Source organism: Actinospineispora spinosispora DSM 44797 (assembly GCF_000429025.1).
GTDB lineage: Bacteria > Actinomycetota > Actinomycetes > Mycobacteriales > Pseudonocardiaceae > Pseudonocardia > Pseudonocardia spinosispora.
The window spans coordinates 297,895-315,902 of record NZ_AUBB01000020.1; the positions used below are offsets into that span (position 1 = coordinate 297,895).

Genomic DNA, 18,008 nt, shown 5'->3' on the forward strand with positions numbered 1-18,008 from the left:
ACCTCTGGGCCGGACGGCGTACGGGCACGGCCGGCGGGACGGGATGGTTCAGGTGGTTGGCGGTTCGTGCACGAGCTGCACCAACCGCGCTCCGCGCTGACGCGACATCAGTACGCCTCGGCCAGGTTCCTGCGGCCGCGCACGCTGGTCACCGATCAGCGCGCCCTCCCTCGGATCTCCGGACAGGATCAATCCACCGGTACCGAGGTCGTGCAGCCTGCTGACCAGGGCATCGCCCATCAGCGCACGGGACATGCCACCGACGCGTCTGCTCAGCACCAGGTGGAGACCGAGGTCGGTGGCCTGGGCGAGGTATCCGGACAGCTCCAGCATCGGCTCACGCAGTGCCGGGGAGCCGACCAGGTCGTAGTCATCCATCACCAGATAGATCTCCGGACCGCTCCACCAGCTCCGTTCGCGCAGCTGCGCCGGAGTGACACCGGGCGGCGGGATCCGCTCCTTCATCTTCGCCGCGACCTGCGCGACATACCCTGCGACGCTGTCCGGGTCGGTGGCCACCGCACCCAGATATTCCTCACCGACCGCGTCGAAAAGGCCGCGTCGATAGTCCACGAGCACGAACCGGGTCTGCCACGCCGTGGTGCGCCGGGCCAGGCCAGCCATCCAGGTGCGCAGGAAGTTCGTCTTGCCGGATCCGGAGTCGCCCAGCACCAGGAAGTGCGGATTGTCGACCGCGAGATCCACCACGTCCGGTTCCAGATCGACCTCACGCAGCCCGATCGGCACCGCCGTGGCCGGCAGCGCCTCCACACCACCTGGAAGGAACTCCGCGCAGGCCTTGTCCAGCTCCGGCTGGGTGATCAGCTCGGGCAGTACCCGCAGCTCGGGGGCCGGTTCGCCAGGCCAGTTCGCGGCAAGGGCGCGGACGACCTCGCGTTGTGCGACCGCCAGGTTGTCGGTGCTGGACTGCCCGTCCAGCCTGGGCAGCGCGGTGTGGAAGATGTGGCCAGGCGCCACGATCCCCCGACCGGGAGCCGCGTTGTGCAGCTGCTTGGCCGCCGGGCGGGAGAGCTCCGACTCACTCGGCTCGTTGAGCCGCAGCTCCAGACGGCCGGTGATGTTGTCGCGCAGCGCGGCACGCAGCTCGCCCCATCGGTTCGCGGTGAGCACCAGGTGCACCCCGATACCGAGTCCACGACCAGCGATCTCGTTCACGATTTCGTCGGCATCCTCGACCGAGGCGCGCAATGCCGCCCAGTTGTCGATGGCGATCACCACATCAGCGGCGTTCGTCCCGTCCGGCAGTTCCCGAGCGTCGCGCATCCGACGGAACTCCTCGACGGAGTCGATCCGCAGGGCCGCGAACAACCGTTCCCGTTGCTCGACCAGCTGACGGGCAACGGCCAGCGCCCTGCGGGTCCGAGCCTCGTCGAGGCGGGTCGCCACGCCGCGAACGTGCGGTGCCTCCTCCAGACCGACCAGCGTGCCACCGCCGAAGTCCACCCCGAGGAACTGCAGTTCATCGGGGGTGTGGGTGAGCATCGCACCCAGCAGCGCCGACCGCAGCAGGGTGCTCTTACCCGACTGCGGCGCCCCCACGACCACCAGGTGGCCATGCATGCCGGACAGGTCGAGCAACAGCGCTCGTTGCTCCTGCTGAGCCGGCAGATCCAGCACCCCGACCGGGAAGGTCAGCCGGGCACCTGCCGGCCACAGCGTCGAGGACAAGCCACGCTCGGCGTCCACCCCTACGGGTGCGACCAACGAGTCCAGCTCGATCGCGTTCGGCAGCGGCGGTAGCCACACCTGGTGCACGGCGCTGCCGTGTGCCATGACCTGCGCGACCGCCACGGCCATCTCGGTGCGTTGCCCTGGCGCCGGGCGGGTCAACGTCGTGGCGGCAGTCGTCGCCAACTCCCGCTCCTCGGCCTTGCCGGCGTCCTGTTCGGAGCGCAATCCGAACTCCACCGGCTCCGGAGTCCGTCTCGGAGCCACCACCGCGCGAGCGACGGCGTCGGTGTAGGTACCGGACACATGCGCGACCCGGAATCGCTCGTAGATCGACTCATCGACCTTCAGGTACGCCGACCCCGGGATCGAGGGCAGGCGGTAGGCATCCGGCGTCCCGATCACCGCACGGCTCTCTCCCGGCGAGAACGTCCGCAGGCAAATCCGATAGGACAAGTGCGAATCAAGCCCGCGCAGCCGCCCTTCCTCAAGGCGCTGGGTGGCCAGCAACAGGTGCATACCGAGGCTGCGGCCCACCCGGCCGATCTGCACGAACAGATCGATGAAGTCCGGGCGCTGGGACAACAACTCGCCGAACTCGTCCACAATGATCATCAGATAGGGCATCGGCTCCAACGGGCGGCCGTTCGAATCAGGAACACCGGCCGCGCACCGGATCTGATATTCCAGCACCGAGTCAACGTCGCCGGCTTCCCGCAGCATCTTCTGCCGACGCTGCTGTTCGCCGTGCAACGCCGCTCGCATCCGGTCCACCAGTGCCAGGTCGTCGGCCAGGTTCGTGATCAGACCGGCGACGTGCGGCAGCTCCGTCACCCCCGCGAAGGTCGCGCCGCCCTTGAAGTCGACGAGCACGAAGCTGAGCTGATCCGGTGCGTGGGTGATCGTCAACCCGGTGACCAGGGTGCGTAGCAGCTCGCTCTTGCCCGATCCGGTGGCGCCCACGATCAGCCCGTGCGGACCGATGCCGCCCTGCGCCGATTCCTTCAGGTCCAGGGTCAGCGTCTCGCCCTCACCGGTAACGCCGATCGGTAGCCGCAACAGCGCCTCATCGTCGGGAGCGCGCCAGAACGTCGTCGGATCGAAGTTGCCGATGTCGGGCACCCCGAGCATCTCCGGCAATGCGATGTTGCGGGACAGGACCTGCTCGCGTTCCCCGGACAACTTCAACGGGCTCAATGCACGCGCGGTCTGCTCGCTCAACCGTCGCGGATGAACATCCGGTCGTGCCAGGGTCACCGTGGACACCAGTTTCGGGTCTCGGCTCTCCAAGACCAGGCCGCCGTCCTCGGTCAGCCGGGCCCGCGCGTCCACCCGGCTGGGTTCCTCCCGCTCCTTGGTCACCACGCACACCACATGGATGCCGCTGGCCGGGCCCGCCTCGGCCAGCAGGTTCTCCAGCAGCTCGTCGCGTGCCCACGCCGAGTCGGGCCGATAGCCGTCCAGCAGCAACACCAGTTGCTCCCCGGGGGTGGCCTCTCGGCGCATGGCCAGCGCGCTCGAACGTTCGGTGCGCTCCTTCTGCGCCCGTTCCAGTCGCTGCGCCAGCACGTCGGAGATGCCTTCCCAGCTGTCGGATACCAGCGGCGCCTCCCCGAACCCATCCATCCGAGCGTGCGGCAACCACTTCGCCCAGTTCAGCTCGCTGTCCGGACCGGTCAACATCGCCACGACCCGCACGTCGTCAGGAGCGTGCAGCACCGCGAGCTGCATCAGCAACGCCCCCAGCAGCGCGGTGCCTGCTTCGGGCGGACCCTGCAGGCTCAACACCCCCACATTCGCCAGGTCAACGCACGCCGGTTGCCGGCTCACCGTCGAGTAGTCCTCGGTCAGCTGCTCCGCGGCCGCCTGTGATTCCGACTCAAGCTCGGCGATCGGATCACCTCGGCGAGCCAGCTCCAGCCGCATCACCGGGGTGCCGCGCCCGATTCCCAGACGCAGCAGCAGAAAGTCCGTATCCCCTGGTCGCCGCTCCCACACGCGCCGTCGCCCCGTCACCAGCGCCCACAACCGACGGGGGCTCGGGTGCAGAAACGCAGCCACCGCCCGCTGAGCCGCCGCCGACTCCTCCGCCTGCAGACGCTGGGCATCCAGGTACTCCAGGTACCGATCACGTTGCTTGCGTATATTGCCATCGCCTTGACGGCGCATCGAAGTACGAACCCAAATCGTCACGCCCACCGACAAGAAGACGAAAAGAATGCCCAGCGCCATCATCCAGGCACGCCCGGCCGAGATCAGATACGCGGCCATACTCACACTCGACAACAGCGGCAGCAGCACATAGAGCCACGTCTGGCTCTGGTTGTCCTGCGGCTTCTGCGGCGGTGCCGGCAACGATACCCGCTGTTCCGGCACCGACGGCGGAAATGTCCTCGCCGGTCGGTGGAAGGCGACTACGCTCATCTGATCTGCCCGCTCTTTATCGGATGGTTACCACTTCTCGATGATCGCACTGTCATCCGGCGTGTCGATGTTGTCCGGCTTGCCTTTAGGCACCTCCGTCGGCGGCGGCTTCGCCAAGTTGTCGCTCAGCGAGACAAAGCTATCCTTCAGTGCGAGCTCGACCTGACTGAACCCATCAGCAACTCTCTTCGCACCACCCGCGATAACGTTCAACACTCCAGCATGTGACTCATCCTTGTCGTTCTTGTCATCCGTCCCAAAGAGGTCCGTCATCACCTTCTTCCACTGATCGGAAAACTTCGCAGCCTCTTCGGAGGTCTTTCCGACCCATCCCAACTTCAGCTTGCCCGTCACGCCGTTTATCTGCTCGATCAGGCTTCCGACTTCTTTCGAAAGGCCCTCTAGCCCGGTCGCGTTCGAATGCACCTGAGATGCGTCGATCTTGATACTTGACGTGTCATAGTTCGCTGCCATGCCGCCCACTCCATCGGTTGCCCAGGAACCATCCTATTACCGGACATCAGGCCGGTAATACCTTTAATATCAACCCACTAAGTCTTTTCTCAGATTTCTCGCTCACCTTCCGCAGGACCGTGTTCTTGTGTTACATTCGTTTGGTTCGACATCATCTTCTCGAGTGTCGAAACCAACTCAGCGAGCTGCCGATTCGGAAGTGGTGAGAAACGATGACCGAGAAAAAGGATCCGAAGAATCCGGTGATCTCCGTCCCGGATCCCCCTCCGGATCCTTCGGGCACAAAACCGCCACCGGAGGCTGACCGCAGTTACCTGGTTCCGGATGTCTCGATGGCGCCGGGCTGGGAACCGCCGCCCTCGTTCAACCGTGACCCACCCCAGCCCAAGGGGGGAGACGATGCCCCGAAGGACTACACCGGCCCGATGGCCAAGCCGTTCTCGGTCGACCTCGGCAGTATGCGCACCGGCGAGAAGAACATGCTGGCCGCACTGCACACCGAGGTCGACCAGTACCGGTCGCTGCGCGACACCGTCATGGGGGCGGTCGGCAACTCGACCTTCTTCGGACCGGGGAAACAGGGCGACAGCCCCGATAAGAGCGGGTACGAACGCGGTTCTTGGAGCGGCGGCAGGGACGGCGGCGGCACAGTCCCCAAAAACAACGAGGGCGTCGAGGCCAACAATGAGCTGGCGAAGATCGGCGCGGAGTTCGCGGCCCAGATCAACCCGGTCCAGGAGAAGCTGCTGAAGTCGATCGGTGACACCCTGGAACTGGCCGGTAGCTTCATCACAATGCTGAACAAAGCCGGCCAGTCCTACTCGAAAACCGACCGAAACTCGAACTTCCCGAACCCGCCCGGCGGTTCGCCGGTCACCTGAACCGACCACTCGACGCTGCTGCCCAGTGAGCCTGCCACCAGGCCACCGGGCAGCAGCGTCATCATTCCGGTAGCCGCACCAAAAGTTCTTTCCTCGCCATTCTGCAGAGCGATTTCTTCGTGTTAGGATCGTCTCGGTCGACATCATCTTCTTCAGAGTCGACTCCTTTAGGGTAGATGTCAGTTCGAAACTATTCTGGCGCGGAAATGGTGAGAGTCCGTGAGTGAGAAGAAGGATCCCAAGAACCCGGTGATCAACGTCCCGGATGCCCCGAAATACCCTCAAGGCCAGGATGTGCCCCAAGAGCCGGACCGCCGTTACCTGGTTCCAGAAGTTTCGATGGCACCAGGTTGGGAACCCCCACCTTCCTTCAATCTCGACCCGCCCGAACCCAAGGGAGGAGATCAGCCCCCGAAGGACTACACCGGTCCGATGGCCAAGCCGTTCTCGGTCGACCTCGGCAGTATGCGCACCGGCGAGAAGAACATGCTGGCCGCACTGCACACCGAAGTCGACCAGTACCAGTCGCTGCGCGGCACCGTCATGGGGGCAGTCGATAACCCGAAGTTCTTCGGACCGGAAGTCAAAAAGAGAGATACGCTGAACGACGCCGGTTCCTACTCCAACAGCGGGGCAACGGTGGAAAACCAGAACACCGGCTCCGACCCCAGAGACGGAACGGAGGAGAACAACGCGCTGGCCAAAATCGGTGCGGAGTTCGCGGCCCAGATCAACCCGGTCCAGGAGAAGCTGCTGAAGTCGATCGGTGACACCCTGGAACTGGCCGGTAGCTTCATCACGATGCTGAACAAAGCCGGCCAGTCCTACTCGAAAACCGACCGAAGCTCGAACTTCCCGAACCCGCCCGGCGGTTCGCCGGTCACCTGAACGGGACACCGGACGCTGCTGCTCAGTGATCATGCCGGTACCGCGGCCGGCAGGTCCCTGGGCAGCAGCGTCGTCAGTGCTTCGGCATCGGGGGTGTCCAGCTCGGCTACCCGCTGCGCATGCTGCTCGGTCATCTGCTGGAAGGTCTGGCGCGCAGTGCGGCCGTTGCCGAAGCGTTCGTCGCGCACCATCTGCTCGAAGTAGCTGTCCAACGCGGTCAGGGTGTCGGCCGGCAGCTGGTACTGGTGTTGTTCGGCCTGGTGAGTCACGATCCGGACCAGCTCCGCAGCGTTGTAGTCGTCGAAGCGCAGCATCCGGTTGAACCGGGAGGCGAGGCCGGCGTTGGAATCGACGAACCGGTCCATGTCGCCCGGATAGCCGGCGACGATCACCACGACCTCGTCGCGATGGTCCTCCATCAGCTTGACCAGGGTGGAAATCGCCTCTTGGCCGAAATCGTTCGTTTGACCCGCCGGTACCAGCGCATACGCCTCGTCGATGAACAGCACGCCGCCCAACGCCTTACGGAAGGCAGCGGCGGTCTTCGGTCCGGTGTGCCCGACGTACTCCCCGACGAGCGAATTGCGGTCGACCTCGACCAGATGCCCCTTCTCCAGCAGACCCAGCGCGGCCAGAATCCGGCCGTACAGCCTGGCCACCGTGGTCTTGCCGGTACCGGGGTTGCCGGTGAACACCAAATGCCGGCTCAGCGGCGGCGGCTGTAGCCCGGCTTCCTGGCGCTGCTTGACCATCTGCATGACCTTGGTCAGCGACGCGACCTCCTGTTTGACCCGGTCCAACCCGATCAGCTCGCCCAGCTCGACCATCAGGCTCGCCAGCATGTCGCGCTGGTCGCCTGGCGCATCGGCACCTGTCGCCTCGGCTGCCAGAGCGGCACGAGAGACGCCGGGAGCGGCTGCCGGTTCGCGCTTCGCCATCGCCCGCGACGCTGGGGCGGCCGGCAAGGTGGACACCTTCACGTTCTGCGTACGACAGTCCTCGAACACCGCGGCCGCGTCCTCTGCCTGCGACAGATCCTCGTCGGAGTCGGCGACCAGGCAGCGGCGCAGCACGGGTGCGGCTCTTGCCCCGACGTAGATGGCAGGGAACCCCGCTGCCGAAACCGTGCAATCCTCGAGTATCCCGCCCGAATCGTCGTGGCAGTACAACCCGTTCTTCGCACTACCGGAAACCCGCACCGACCGAATCCTCGGCCGGGCACCCGACCACAACACGAGCCCGCTGCCGCGCGCACCGCTGATCGTCAGGTCCTCGATCAGCGCCTCGCAGCCGTCCTCGAGGAACACCGCGGCCGACCCGGCGTCACGCACCTGCCCGCCCAGCACCAGCGCACCGGTCTTGGCGCCGATCTCGATGCCGGTCCGCGCCGATCCGGACACCGTGCAGTCCTCGATCAGCGGCCGGTGTGTGGTGGACAGCTTGATCCCGGTGCCGGCATCGGACACGGTGACCCGACGCAACACCGCATCGGCGCTGTCCACGTCGATACCGGTCATCCTCGGCCGCTGCACCTGCACGGCTTCGGCCAACAGCTCCGCGCCCTGCTCCACCCGAATCCCGTGCTCAGCGCTGTCGGCAACCACGCTGTCGCGCAGCTCCACCCGGGCGCCACCGGTGACATGCAGCGCGGTGAACGCCGTCGTCGAGATCTCGGACTCGGTGATTCGGGTGACCGACCGGCCTGCCGCGTGCAGCCCGTTCGCACCAGCTCTGGCGATCATCGAGTGGCGCAGCTGCACCTCGGCGGAATCCAGCGAGGCCAGCCCCGTCCCGGCCACGTCCACCAGCCGGAGCTGGTCGAGCTCGAGTCGGCTGGTACCACTTGCGACGATGCCTGGCCCGTTCGTTTCCCGCACCTGGCAGTCCTTCAACCTCAGCGCGGATCGGCCGCCGGCCAGCACACCCTCCGCGCCGGTCCGGAAGATCTCGCAGCGTTCCAGCCGAACCCGCCGTTCCTCTCGTCCGGCGGCCTCGCCGGCATCTGTGTTCGTGCTGTCCTTCTCGATCTGCGCACCGGTGGGTCCATTGATCGGGTCACCGACCCGCACACCCTGGGACTTCGTGTCGTGCAGCCGACACTCGCGCAGCAGCGGTACTGCCGGATTCGCCACCAGCAACGCCGCGTCCCCGCAGAACCCGACCTCGCACGTATCGAAGCTGCCTCGGGCAGAGCCACCCATCGCCACGCCGCTGCGGGTGACCCGCTCGATCCGCGTCCGGCGCAACTCCACTCGCGCGGCATCGTTCAGCAGCAATCCGTGCCCGTCGACGTCCTTGATCACCGAGTCCTCGATCACCGCGCTCGCGGTCGCGGTGAGGAACACCCCGCTACCGGACATGCCGTGCAGATCGGAGTGGGTGATGGTCAGCGTCGCGTCCTGGGCGATCTCCACCCGGCCACCGGACACCGTGCAGGTCTCCAACCTCGGCGTCCCGCCCCGGACCAGAACCGTCGGTTCGCTCGGTGAACTGCCCTCGACGTCCAGATCGCGCAGCACGACCTCACCACCGTTGACCGTGATGGCCGGGCCGTGCGGTGCCACGATCCGCACCGTTCCCGGCCCCTTCTCAGCGACCAGCACAACCGAGCGAGCCAGCACCAACGACTCCCGGTACACCCCTGCCTGAATGGACACGACCGCGCCCTCAGCGGCGGATCGAATCGCGGCGCCCATGCTGCGGTGCACACCCCAGCCTCGTTCGGCTACCCGTTCCACGTTCCCGCGCGCCACAGCCGACCTCAGATGCCTTCACCGAGATGCATCAACAGCGTGAACACGCCGAATACGCCGACCGCGCACATCACCGACGCGAACAGCAGCACAGCGTGCAGCGCGCCCATCTTCCGCGACGGCTCCTGCTTGGGCGGCGTCACGCCCACCGCGCCGGTGACCCCGATCACCACGGCCGCGAAGGAGAGAACCAACAGCACCAGTGGCCCTGCCCAGGCCGGTCCACCCAGATAGGTGCCCGCGTGCAGCATCACCGCAACCAGCCCGACGCAGCCTGCCGTGACCACCGGCACCACGGTGCTCAGCGACTGGGTCTGACCGGAACGCACCAGCAACGTCAGGCTCACGCACACCGCCATGGCCAGCGCGAAACTGTCATCGGCGCCACCGAGCACCGTCACAGCCACCGCCAGTACCACCGCGCAGAATCCGGTGATCACCACCAGGGAACGTCGCCCGAGCACCACCAGATGGGCGATCTCGTCTTGCATGGCCGCCTGGGTCGCGGGCGTGACTGTCGCCGGGAGCCCCGGCGCCGTCAGCTCGGCCAGCTTGCCCGACACCGACGGCGCCAACGCCAATGCGAGTATCCCGACCAACGCCACCACCGCAGCTGCCTTGGGCGGGCCGGCGTGCAACCACACGATGAGCCCGACGACAGGGAACGCCACCATGGCCACGCCGAGAATCAGCAGCGTGGCGACGTGACGGATCGCGGCCAGTGCTGCCGCCGCGCCCAACATCGCGCCCAGGGTGAGAGCCGCGATCAGATGTCCGGTGTCGTCCTGGTGTGGCAGCGCGGCACACGCGATCGCGAACATCGGCACCGCGCCCAACGCCACGAGCACCCGCATCGCCACCGGCAGCGGCCAGCTCGCCCGGCCGGCGTGCCAGCTGAGCGAGGCCAGCCCGGAGCCGGCGAGCACGGTCCCGAACATCACCCCTGGGCGCTGGTCACCGACGTTGAGCAACGCGGCGAACCCGGCCACCACCGCCAGGATCCCCAGGCACACCATGCTGAAGGCCCTGAACCGCTCGCTCCAGGACGTTCCGGCCTTGTTCGCCTCGGTGACCAGGTCTTCCAGCTCGATGATCCGAGGCTCGTCGTACTCCCCTGCGACCGCGTCCCGCAGGTACAACGTCGCCCCGTCCACCACTCCGACCTCGGCCAACGAAACCTCGGGCGGGAAGGGCGCGGCACCCGGCAATGCCAGCGACCATGCCGGTGGAAAGGTGTTGTCGAATTCCAACTGCCCGCACCACACCAGCAGGTTCGGCGCGTACTCCGCGATCGCCGCATGCGCCGGCACCGCCAGATCCACCCGGCGGTGCGCGCCCACCACCGTTACCCGGCGTCGCTCGTCGTCCACCACAATCCCATCAGCAAAGGCCGTTGATTCGTCATCGGATCAGTTCGCCAAGCCTGATCAGGCTCCCTGTTGCCACGTCTTACGGTTCGCGGCCTCGGCGTCCACATAGTTGACGTAGTTGATGTGGACCGCTTTCGCGATCTGGCCGAGAACACCGCCGGCCCCGTGAGCGTCGTCCTTGCCGAACAGATCATGCGCCGCGAGCGACCACTTCCGGTGCACCATCTGGTACTCGGTGGCGGCCGTACCGGTCCACGTCTCCACGACGGGCTGCAGCGCTCGCTCCAAGTCGCTCAGCTGGGCAACAAGGCTGTCGGCGGTCGCAAGCATCTGCGGCGCCAGATCTTCCATTCCCTGATGAACCAGGATCGGCGAGTCATCGACGTTCGCCATGATGATGTCCTCTCTCAGTGGTATGCCGCGACCGACGGCCGGTCACGCCTGGTCAGCTCAGCTTCGCCGGCGGCAGGTTGATCTTGTTCATGTTGCTGACGTTCATTTCCTCAGCGCCACTGATGTTGATACCGGAGGTCTTCAGCGCCTGAGCGATCGCGGCCAACGACTGGTTGAGCATCGTGCTGTCCGCGTGGTACTGGCTCATGAGCACATGGAACTGCGCCGATGCGGGCCCTTTCCAGTGCGCTTCGCTCTCGGTCACCGTTCGGTCCAACTGGCCCAGCAACGACTGAAGGTCTTGAACCTTCTGCAGGCTGGCGGCACTGGCGGCCGCGATTAAGGAAGTAGTAGCGGTGAACAAATTTCCGCCGGTTGTCACGAGTTCCCTCCCTGGCAATCGAAGAACACGGTGAGCGACCGTACAAGACCTCCAGAGAGCGTGCCTCGAATTCGGGGCGGCTCATATCTGACTCTTCACCTGAAACTCGTCGCGCCGTGCCGCGACTGAAGATTCATACCAGATGAAGGTACCAGAAGTGTAACAAGATGTCCCTGGTAGAACCGGAGCGCTCGGCGTAAACATTTTGTCAGCCAGAACGTTTACACAACGTCAGCATAATACGTGCGCATCGGGCGCAGGCGTCGAAGCGTGTACGGAAACACTCACGTAAACATTACGTGCACGAAAACTCTGGCCGCGTCAATGATTCGTTAATCGTGCCGAGGTAGTGACCGATCGGTGTCCCGCCACTCTGCGTTCCTGGTTGATTGCGCAGGCATGGTCCAGTGGTTGCATCGCGGCTCGATGCGGAGGTCGTCAACGTGTCACACGAGGATGTGGCGGACCACCACATCCTCGTGGAGGATCTACGTAGTTTTCACCGACGCGAGTGACCTGTCATCCAACAGACGATCACGCTGGCTTCTCGCCATCCGCCTTGACGATCAGCTCCGATCCCGCTCATACGACCGAAGGAACAACAGGCCAGACGCACACTGAATCACCGGCCACCCACTCGGACGGGACGCAGGCCATCTGACTGTGCAAGCAGCCGTACGTCGAACTCTCCGGCGATGGTGCACGGATGCCCGGAATAGCTCGAAGTCTCATCGATGCAGACCTGCGAGGACGTAATCCCGCTGGTTATCAAGAAATTGCCAGACTCGTCAGATCAGCCGATGTCAAATCTATTAGAGTCTTTATTTTCGGATCAGCAACCGACGCCTGACTACAAGACCTACCGCGCTGAAGAACCGCCCGACGTCCAATTTGGAGTGGTGATGACAGAGGAATCCGGACCCCAGGCCGATCTGTTGGCCCGTGTACGGGAGGCCCAACAGAGCCTGCAGGACGCGCAGCTGAAGCTCGCAACTACCACGGTGGAGGGCTTCGGTGGCGGCGGTGCCGTCCGGGCGATCCTGCACGGCTCAGGGGAAGTGCTGGACGTGGTCATCAGCCCGTCAGCGGTGGACCCAGGTCGGGTCACAGACCTGTCGCAGATGGTGGTCGCCGCGCTGCAAGAGGCTCAGGCCAGCCTCAAAACGCTTCACCAGGAATCGGTGAACCCGTTGCTCAAATCGCTCGGTGGCTTGACCAGTTGACCGGCGGTGCGCCCGAGGCGGTGACCACGGACGCACCCTGAACCGCGTCCAGTCGCGGATCGACAGACACACCGGTCGGGCCGGAGGTCCAGTCGATCCGCCCGTCCTGGTTGGTCGCCCGGCGAGCGCGTCAGCGCGAGCCCACCACACGACGCAGGAGCGAAACCGTCAGGTTGTTCAGATGTGGGCCGCTGGAGTCCGATGGGGCTTGACACCAGCGGCCGTGATTCGTCCGCGGGTGCCCTTACTCCCCTACACGCGGCGCCATGTCGTGCTGGTCCTTGGTCGATGCCGCTCCGGTTTCCAAGCCCGTCCACGCCGAACGGGGACAGGCCCTCGCCGATCCAGGTGAGCGGCCGTTCCTTGGCATCCGTGCGGTGCCCGAGCTGGACATCAGAATCGCAGCCGTGCTGAACGAAGCCCAGGCGGTAGTCGACCTGGGTATCACCGCCGATGCAGAGAGGAGTCACGTGCGTGCCAGGCCGCTCGGTCGTCGCTCGCGACCGGATAGCGCTTCCGCGATCTTGGTGAGCTTCTCGTGCTCTCTGCCTGTGCTTCCGCGGCCGCGAGACCAATCTTTCGCCGCGTGTGCGGCGAATCTAGGGCTGAGTCGGAGCACTGGCTCGTTGCGAAGTCCCATCTCGGGGAGCCAGGACCGCCATGCTTACCTTGATCTTGATCGGCCTGCTTGGCGGTGTGATCACCGGGGTGTCACCGTGCATCCTGCCGGTTCTGCCGGTCGTGCTGCTGGCCGGAGCGACGGGGAAGAACGGCTCTGGTCAACGCCAGGATGAGGAGTCTTCGGCAGGTGGACCAAATGGCGCGGTCGCGGTTGCTACTCATGGGGAGGCACCGGCCCGTCGGGGCAGGCGACCCTATGTCGTGATCGCCGGGCTCGTCGTCAGTTTCAGCGTCTTCACGCTCCTCGGGTCACTGTTACTCAGTGCGCTCGGGCTGCCCGCCGGATTGTTGCGCACGATCGGAGTTATTCTCCTCGTCCTCATCGGCCTGGGCCTGTTGTTCCCAGGAATCGACCGGCTGCTCGAGCGCCCGTTCGCGCGGTTGCCGCAGCGCTCGGCGAACACCGAGGCGGGCGGATTCGTCCTCGGACTCGGTCTTGGTCTGCTCTACGTCCCGTGTGCCGGGCCCGTGCTGACCGCCATCACCGTGGCCGGTGCCACCAACCACATCAGTCTCGACACAGTCGCGCTCACCGTAGCGTTCGCGATCGGTGCCACCGCGCCGTTACTGCTGTTCGCACTGGCCGGCCAGAAGATCAGCAGCCGAATCAGCGCTTTCCGCCGCCACCAACGCCTGGTCCGCGCGATCAGCGGCGTACTGATGATAGGACTCGCGCTCGCGTTGGCGTTCAACCTCGCCGAGGTCATCCAACGCGCGATCCCCGACTACACGGCCGGACTACAGAAAACCGTCGCCGCCACCCCCAGCTTGCGCCCGCAACTGACCAGCCTCGACGACGACCGCAACCACCAACTGTCCCGCTGCACCGACGCCGCACCCCAGCTCAATGACTGTGGCCCAGCACCCGAGTTGGACAACATCACCGGCTGGCTCAACACCCCCGCCAACACGGCACTACGCATGAGCCAGCTACACGGGAAGGTCGTCCTGATCGACTTCTGGACCTACTCGTGTATCAACTGCCAACGCAGCCTTCCCCACGTCGAGGCATGGGACCGTGCCTACCGCGACGCCGGCCTGCGGGTCATCGGCGTGCACACGCCCGAGTTCGCGTTCGAAGAAGACCAGGCCAACGTGATCGCCGGTGCCGGGCGCCTCGGCGTCACCTACCCCATCGCGATCGACAACAAGTACTCGATGTTCGGCGCCTACCGAAACCAGTACTGGCCGGCCGACTTCCTCATCGACGCCACCGGCGCCGTGCGCTACTTCAAGCTCGGCGAAGGCGACTACGCCACCACCGAACGCCACATCCGCGACTTGCTCCACGCCGCCAACCCCACCGTCGCGCTGCCGCCCCCGACGCAGCTGGCCGACCAGACCGTCACCGACCCGCGCACCAGCCCCGAGACCTACCTCAACGTCCGCCAGATCCGCAACTACCTCGGTGACCCACTCGTCCAGGACCAGGCGCGAACCTACCGGTTCCCGGCCGCGTTCCCGGTCAACGCCATTAGTCTCGACGGCAACTGGACCCTCAAATACCAGAACGCGACCGCCGGGCCCGACGCACGGATCGGCCTGCACTACCGCGCCAAGAACGTCTACCTCGTCCTGGCCGGCAAAGGCACCGCGACCATCGCCGTCAACGGCCTCAACCAGCGGGTAATCACGGTCAGCGGCCCGCCGCGGCTGTATCCGCTGATCGAGCAGCCCGACCTCCAGGACGCCCAGCTCACCGTCGGCCTCACCCCCGGACTGGCGGCCTACTCGTTCACATTCGGCTGACCCGAACGCGCCGCGGACCGATTCGCCTACCGGCCACGACTCGTCGCTAACCGGCGGCAACATTTACTGCGCACTCGAACGGGGACCGCGCATTACCGCTCGAACACCAAACCGAGGCCGTGGCTGCTCCGAAACAACCATAGGGCCGTCCGGCACTTCGCCGACGCGAAATCGAACCTCAGGGAGAAAAGCACATGCGCGCCAAGAGAATTGTCGTTGCCTTGAGCGTTACCGCCGCGGTGGCCGGGCTCAGCGCCTGCGCCAACAGCGAAGCACCCAGCTCGTCCTCCAACGCCCCGGCGATGAGCACCAGCGCGCAAGCAGCCCCCGCCAGCACCAGCTCCGAGGCCGCGACCGACCAGTTCGGGTCGGCCTGTGGCGCGGTACCCACCAGTGGTCCCGGCAGCTTCCAAGGCATGGCCACCGACCCGGTCGCCACCGCCGCCAGCAACAACCCTGTGCTGAGCACACTGGTCACAGCAGTCAAAAAGGCGAAACTCGTCGACACCCTCAACGGCGCCAAAGACATTACCGTGTTCGCCCCCGCGAACGCCGCCTTCGACAAAATCCCCTCCGCCACCCTGAACAAGGTCCTCGCCGACGACGCCACCCTGAAGAAAATTCTCACCTATCACGTCGTCGGCCAAAAAATCACCCCCGCCGACCTTGCCTCCGGCGATTTCAAAACCCTTGAGGGCGCCATGGTGAAAACGTCCGGCTCCGGCCAAGACTTCACCATCAACGGCGAAAGCCACGTGATCTGCGGAAACGTCCAGACCGCGAACGCCACCGTCTACATCATCGACACCGTGCTCATGCCCCCGACCACAAAGCCGGGCGCCTGAACTCACGCAGCACTCGGGACCGGCCGTCACACCGCTGTTCTCGATCGCACGATCACTCTGTCCCGACCAGCTGCATACCGCTGATCACAACATCCGCGATCGCGTCGAAAAGGCTGACCCGACATCGTCGGGTCAGCCTCGCGGATCCCAGGCGCGAGCTTTAAGGACTCGGCACACACGGGGGGCCTTGATGACCGCGATGCCGCAACACCACAGTCCCGTTCCGAACACAGCCCTGGGCAAACTACTCAGCACGCCGGCCAGAACCGCAAGCGTCTTCAAGCAGCTACGCGAGACGCTTCACCGTCACTTCCGCCGGCATCTCAGCGATGGCATGGGCCAGGGCCCATCCCCGCCAGAGGACTCATGGCCGCTGCACGACTACGACGAGCAGTGGCCCGACGGGCACCCCGCCCCCGCCAGCGATCGCCCCACAGAAAGCGAGTAGGACCGGCGTCCGCCGCCGCCCGATCCTCGCCGACCGCGCGAGGACCCAGCCCGCGCCGCACCGAGCTGAACACCGCGCCGAAACCCAGCGACGAACGCGGCCAGGCCACAAGACCGTGTGGAACCCATGGCCCGGCCGCGGCGGCATCAGCCGAACATCTGCATGAACATGTCCATCATCTGCATCATCGTCACATCGCCTCCCATCTTTGCTCGCGCAAAGACGTACGCGTCGTTGCGTTATCCCTTGACTCAATGACGGGCGCCCGCCTCCACGCCACACGGGGGAACAGCAGCGGGACCACCCGAGAACCGACACTGGCCAATCAACACCCGGCGGGACAACTCCTACCCAGCACATCACCGAACCCGGCGAACCAGTTCGTACCCGCGAACAACCTCAGTCCCACACAACCGTTCTCCCCCACAACCAGACAGCGCTTCACCCGCGGCGCGAATCCCTCGACAAGCGTCATGCCACCCAGCACGTCAGCTACCTCACCGACTGACAACGACCGCTGACATTCGCTATCGGTCAACAGCGAGGATCTAGGACGCCGCCGACTGTGGCTCCAGGGACTGTCAAATTTTCGGTGTAACTGGGGTTGTTGGGAGTTATTTCCTGCCGGCGGCGAGGCGGCCGTCGAAGGCGATTTCGAAGGCGTTCAAGGCTGGTTTCCAGCGCATCGTCCAGCGTTTGCGGCCTTGTCCGGTGGGGTCGAGACTCATCACGGCCATGTAGACGCATTTGAGGGCGGCGGCTTCGCTGGGGAAGTGTCCTCGGGCTTTGACCGCGCGGCGGATGCGGGCGTTGACCGACTCGATCGCGTTGGTCGAGCAGACGACCCTTCGAATCTCGGTGTCGAAGTTCAGGAACGGCACGAACTCTGACCAGGCGTTCTCCCACAGCCGCACGATCGCCGGATACCGCTCGCCCCAGGTTTCGGCGAACTCGAGGAACCGCTCGGTCGCGGTCGCTTCGGTCGCCGCGGTGTAGACCGGCTTGAGTGCTTTGGCGATGGCGTCATAGTGCTGGCGTCCGGCGTAGCGGAAGCTATTGCGCAGCAGGTGCACGATGCAGGTTTGAGTGATCGTCTGAGGCCAGACCGCGGCGATCGCGTCGGGCAGGCCGGTCAGCCCATCGCACACGACCATCAGGACGTCGTTGACCCCACGGTTCTTCAGCTCGGTCAGCACGTGCAGCCAGTGTTTGGCTCCTTCACCGCCGTCGCCGGCCCACAACCCGAGGATGTCGCGGTGGCCCTCGCACGTCACCGCGAGCGCGACGTAGATCGGCCGGTTAGCGACCTTCCCGTCCCGGATTTTGACGTGGATCGCGTCGATGAAGATCACCGGATACACCGCATCCAGTGGCCGGTTCTGCCACTGCAGCATGCCCTCGACGACCTTGTCGGTGATCGTGGAGATCGTCTGGCGTGAGACTTCGGCACCGTAGACCTCACTCAGGTGCGCTGAGAGTCGAGTCGGTATGGGGCGCGGTTCCGGTGTTGCTACCGGCCCGTTTCCCCATACCGCTCGCCGAACCCGCCGTGCGCCTTTCAACGCAACGGGCTCTCCACGGTTTCTGTCGTTGGGCGTGGTTCGCGCAAGGACCAAGGGCTGGGAATGCTGCGTCGGCGGTACCGGGTGACCGGTGTCGCCGCGATGTTGCGCAGCTCGATCCCGTCCACCGCGATTGGCCGCCACCCCGTCGGGGTACGCAGCCAGCGGTGGACGTCCTTCCACCTCCAACGCCGTTTGGTCTTCACCCATCGAACGATCCGCCACCAGATGAAGTAAGCGAGCCGG

12 protein-coding genes are annotated in these 18,008 nt (G+C 65.4%); 5 read left to right on the plus strand and 7 right to left on the minus strand.

Going from position 1 to position 18,008, the window contains the following annotated elements:
- Positions 1–48: 48 nt before the first annotated feature.
- Together G406_RS0108285 and G406_RS0108290 are read right to left on the minus strand one after the other, a co-directional pair.
- Entirely contained in the window at positions 49–4,113 is a 4,065-nt protein-coding gene (locus G406_RS0108285; RefSeq protein ID WP_028933478.1) for a type VII secretion protein EccC, read from the minus strand.
- Positions 4,114–4,140: 27 nt separating this feature from the next.
- Complete coding sequence (locus tag G406_RS0108290; RefSeq protein WP_156934734.1) at positions 4,141–4,587, minus strand: WXG100 family type VII secretion target; 447 nt, start codon at positions 4,585–4,587, stop codon at positions 4,141–4,143.
- A 212-nt stretch (positions 4,588–4,799) separates the two neighbouring features.
- Here G406_RS0108290 and G406_RS0108295 point away from each other — a divergent pair, with 212 nt between their 5' ends.
- Both G406_RS0108295 and G406_RS0108300 read left to right on the plus strand, forming a co-directional pair.
- Positions 4,800–5,468 carry a hypothetical protein gene (locus G406_RS0108295; RefSeq protein ID WP_156934735.1) on the plus strand — a complete coding sequence of 223 codons (669 nt, stop codon included), beginning with the start codon at positions 4,800–4,802 and terminating at the stop codon, positions 5,466–5,468.
- Positions 5,469–5,687: 219 nt separating this feature from the next.
- On the plus strand, positions 5,688–6,356 hold the full coding sequence (locus tag G406_RS0108300) for a hypothetical protein (protein ID WP_156934736.1): 669 nt from the start codon (positions 5,688–5,690) through the stop codon (positions 6,354–6,356).
- Between the two features lie 29 nt (positions 6,357–6,385).
- On the opposite strand, the gene G406_RS0108305 is transcribed toward G406_RS0108300, so the two are convergent.
- Genes G406_RS0108305 through G406_RS0108320 form a run of 4 tightly spaced genes read right to left on the minus strand, consistent with a single transcriptional unit; the run spans position 6,386 to position 11,254 of the window.
- Positions 6,386–9,109 carry a right-handed parallel beta-helix repeat-containing protein gene (locus G406_RS0108305; RefSeq protein ID WP_028933482.1) on the minus strand — a complete coding sequence of 908 codons (2,724 nt, stop codon included), beginning with the start codon at positions 9,107–9,109 and terminating at the stop codon, positions 6,386–6,388.
- Positions 9,110–9,117: 8 nt separating this feature from the next.
- On the minus strand, positions 9,118–10,479 hold the full coding sequence (locus G406_RS0108310; protein WP_156934737.1) for an EsaB/YukD family protein: 1,362 nt from the start codon (positions 10,477–10,479) through the stop codon (positions 9,118–9,120).
- Between the two features lie 57 nt (positions 10,480–10,536).
- Positions 10,537–10,872 (minus strand): WXG100 family type VII secretion target, encoded by a 336-nt coding sequence (locus G406_RS45430; protein ID WP_037075700.1) that lies wholly within the window; start codon positions 10,870–10,872, stop codon positions 10,537–10,539.
- A 52-nt stretch (positions 10,873–10,924) separates the two neighbouring features.
- A complete protein-coding gene (locus tag G406_RS0108320) occupies positions 10,925–11,254 on the minus strand; it encodes a WXG100 family type VII secretion target (RefSeq protein WP_169736646.1) in 330 nt (109 codons plus the stop codon).
- Between the two features lie 734 nt (positions 11,255–11,988).
- On the opposite strand from G406_RS0108320, the gene G406_RS0108325 reads away from it, so the two are divergent.
- The 3 genes from G406_RS0108325 (at position 11,989) to G406_RS0108340 (ending at position 15,752) form a co-directional block, all read left to right on the plus strand.
- Entirely contained in the window at positions 11,989–12,477 is a 489-nt protein-coding gene (locus tag G406_RS0108325; protein WP_084215871.1) for a YbaB/EbfC family nucleoid-associated protein, read from the plus strand.
- Positions 12,478–13,137: 660 nt separating this feature from the next.
- Positions 13,138–14,907: a cytochrome c biogenesis protein CcdA gene (locus tag G406_RS0108330; protein WP_028933486.1), complete on the plus strand. Its 1,770-nt coding sequence runs from the start codon at positions 13,138–13,140 to the stop codon at positions 14,905–14,907.
- A 194-nt stretch (positions 14,908–15,101) separates the two neighbouring features.
- Entirely contained in the window at positions 15,102–15,752 is a 651-nt protein-coding gene (locus G406_RS0108340; protein WP_037075702.1) for a fasciclin domain-containing protein, read from the plus strand.
- A gap of 1,062 nt (positions 15,753–16,814) precedes the next feature.
- Here the strand turns inward: G406_RS0108340 and G406_RS0108345 are convergent.
- Positions 16,815–18,008: IS256 family transposase (locus G406_RS0108345; protein ID WP_028933488.1), on the minus strand; the 1,194-nt coding region annotated here is incomplete at its 5' end.